This window comes from uncultured Anaerovibrio sp. (assembly GCF_947302755.1).
Taxonomy (GTDB): domain Bacteria; phylum Bacillota; class Negativicutes; order Selenomonadales; family Selenomonadaceae; genus Anaerovibrio.
Window position 1 is genome coordinate 1 of record NZ_CAMYWM010000199.1, and the last position, 3,275, is coordinate 3,275.

Sequence of the window (3,275 nt, forward strand, 5' to 3'; positions counted from 1 at the left end):
TACGGGCTGCTTTTTATTTGCTATTGAGGCATACTATATTTTGACGTTTACAAATCTTCCAATTAGCGTTTCCCTAAAGGACTAGCTTCGCGTCGCAACTAGGCGGTCAGTGTCAGCTACTCAGCTTCGACGATTGTCTTGCTTTGTAGGACACTTTCGCATGGGACGTATTAACAAAGCATCGTTGCTGCTTTGATACGTCCGCACTGGGAGATATGCTCGCCAGCTGTTGTAGTTTGTTTTCCCCCACCTAAAGAGGTGGGGGACATCTTAAAGCTCGTTATAGATATCTTCATATGTTAAAGCTCCCTGTGTTACCTCATTCGTCAGCCTTGGGACTGCCACCTTTCCCATGGGGGAAGACTCAAAAATAACAGAAATGCCCCGGCGTTTTTTAGCCAGGGCACTTATCTTAATCTCCCGGCCGTTTTATGGAAAGAGGAAACAGCCAGGGGAAGGATCGGGAAAAATATGAGATTTTAGGCAGCTTTGTGTGGATCCTGCTGTGGAGTCTGCTGTGGGTTATCCTTTTTAGGCTGGGTGATATCCCTTATTATATCGATAATATCCCGGATGAACTGGAAATGCTTACGGCGAGGACCGTGAAGGCGAATTCTTGGATGTCCGCCTGCTATCTGATCTAATTCCATTTGATTGAGTTCAAATTTGTTACTCATAAGATTATCTCCTTTCGTTGTATGGGTTGTGCCCATGTTGATTTATCGTATTTTATGGGTTAAGTTTGGCTAAATTCATCGGGAGTGGAAGGCTCCGCTTGAATCAGTCTGTATTTTATCCTTCTGTCTATATTTACGGACCATAAAGGGAAGTATTACAAAAAATGAAGTAAACTTCGTGCAAAATGGTATTTTGCACTACGCCCTTACAACGAAATCTAAAGTTCATCTCCATCCTTCGGATTTGATTTGCTAAGATTTCATAGTGAAAAACAACAAATTAAACGCCACGCTAACAAGTGCTGAGTATCCCCCCCTCTTAGGTGGGAGAAAAGCACCCGTAGCTTACACTTTCCCATGGGACGTATTAACCAATAGGCGTTGCCTCTTGGATACGTCCGCAAAGCTCTGGATTAATTCGACTACTCCGGTGGGGGTATAAATATCCCAGTGAATAAGTCTCATTTAATTGCACGTAAAAGGGGCTGCTGCACGAAGGCCTATCGCCACAATATTTGGTATCCTATACATCGACGGATGCCGGTTATTGCTGTGACTTAGCTTAATGCAGCAGCCCTTATTTGCTGTGCCCCCGGTATGGGGGCCAGAGTTATTTAAATTGCTGCTCCCGTTTCAGCGTGGCTTTGGATATGGCCTCTTCGTGGCCGGATACGGCAGCGAAGGGGGCGAACTGGGCGGCCCGCTGCTTCATGGTCAGGGGAGGGTGCTTCCTGGATACTGGACGGGGGAGGTTGATAATATCTGCGTATGGGTTTTCTTTTTCATTCATGCCTTGTGGCCTCCTATTTGCTGGTTGCGCTCAATCGTCATGGCTCCCTCCTGGAGATTGGCCCCCTTCAGAATGGCGTTTTTGCCAAATTTGTGCTTGATGCTTAGCAGGGTGTGCTGGAGGGATTTTTCTTTGGCTTCGGCCTGCTCCTCCCGCTCCGTCTTCTTGGCTAATGCCTCATAATCGGTGAACAGGTCCAGCTGTTGGGGCTGTTCCCGTTGCTTCTGCATAGTGCGTTCACTGATTACATGATTGGCAGTGACATTTACCCGTCGGATGAGCAGGGATGGGTCAGTGATTTCTTCAAACAGCTTCAGCACTGCCTCCAAAATAATTTTTGTTGATGATGTGTGCTTGCCCAGATTTATTGAGCCGTGGGCCGGGGCAGGTATCCTTCGTCCATAATGGTCTATATGGATTGGTCCCCTGTAGCCCTTGTTGTCCACATCGTAGCCAATGTCTAACACTATCTGATCGGTTACCAATCCCTTATCCACTAAATCCAACACCAATAAATCCGTCATTTCCCAGATAATCAGCCGTCCCTTTTCATGGGTATAGGCACTTTGGAGAACCTGGCCGCTGCTCAGGCTGTTGGAGGCCGGACGGTATTCCTTTATATCCTTTATGGTACATGGCTCCCAGCCCCAGGCATGGTCAATGAGCAGCTGGGCGTTTATGCCAAAAATTTTGTAAAGCAGCTCTTCATTGTGGTATTCGTTGGCCTTGCCCAGAGAGCACCGGGCAATATCCCCCATGGTGTAAAGACCATGCTCCCGCAGGCGTTTTTCATAGCCATGGCCCACCCGCCAAAAATCCGTAATAGGGGTGTGGGTCCAGAGGGCGTGGCGATAGCTCATTTCATCCAGCTCCGCAATTCGTACTCCGTCCTTATCTGCCGTCATTTTCTTGGCCATAATGTCCATGGCCACCTTGGCCAGATACAGATTGGTACCGATACCGGCGGTGGCGGTAATGCCCGTGGCTTTAAAAATGTCATGGATAATATGCAGGGCCAGCTCTCGGCCGGTCATATGATAGGTGGCCAGGTATGGGGTGGCATCGATAAATACCTCATCCACACTGTAGCTGTGAATATCATCAGCAGAGATGTATTTTAGGTAAATGCCAAAAATTCTGGCACTGTATTCCACATATAAGGCCATTCTTGGCATGGCCACAATATAATCAAGGGCCAGGGCAGGATTTTCATCCAACTCTGTGGCATTGGTGGAGGAACCGGTCAGTTTGTGGCCGGGAGCCTCTGCCCTCCTGAGAAAATTGATTTCCTTTACTCGTTGCTCCACCTCAAACAGCCGGGGCCGCCCTGGTATGCCATGGGCCTTTAGGGATGGTGTCACAGCCAGGCAGATGGTTTTTCCGCTGCGGCTGGCATCCGCCACCACCAGGTTAGTTGTCAGGGGCTCAAGCTTCCGTTCCCTGCATTCCACAGAGGCGTAGAAGGATTTTAGGTCTATGGCTATATAGCATTTTTCAGTCATTTTCCTCGCCTCCTGTGCTGCGATGTAGGCAGAGATGACGAGGTCTCCCTATGTTACCTGTTTGGGGCAGGCTTCGGGTCATATAAGATAGGGAACATCTTCACTCTGTTATAGTTATAGCACTACAATAAATTATACACCGTTGTTCAAAAAAATTCTGTCAGAAAAAATAATCTTAGGCTGAGTAGGGCAAAAAAGAAGAGGGGCGGCCTCTTGGGCACTGTATCCCCTCAGTAAACTCCGTGCGAAATGTTATTTCGCACTACGCCCTTACAACGAACACTAAGCTCCCACTGCGCCGTAGGC

At 48.1% G+C, this 3,275-nt stretch carries 3 protein-coding genes; all 3 read right to left on the minus strand.

The window, feature by feature from the left end; all coding sequences use genetic code 11:
- Positions 1-479 precede the first annotated feature (479 nt).
- A complete protein-coding gene (locus tag Q0Y54_RS12390) occupies positions 480-677 on the minus strand; it encodes a hypothetical protein (protein WP_297968564.1) in 198 nt (65 codons plus the stop codon).
- Positions 678-1,287: 610 nt separating this feature from the next.
- Positions 1,288-1,467, minus strand: coding sequence for a hypothetical protein (locus Q0Y54_RS12395; RefSeq protein ID WP_297968570.1), 180 nt, complete (start codon positions 1,465-1,467; stop codon positions 1,288-1,290).
- Positions 1,464-2,969 (minus strand): DNA methylase, encoded by a 1,506-nt coding sequence (locus tag Q0Y54_RS12400; RefSeq protein ID WP_297968573.1) that lies wholly within the window; start codon positions 2,967-2,969, stop codon positions 1,464-1,466. Before Q0Y54_RS12400 ends, Q0Y54_RS12395 begins: the two co-directional genes overlap by 4 nt.
- Between the last annotated feature and the right edge of the window lie 306 nt (positions 2,970-3,275).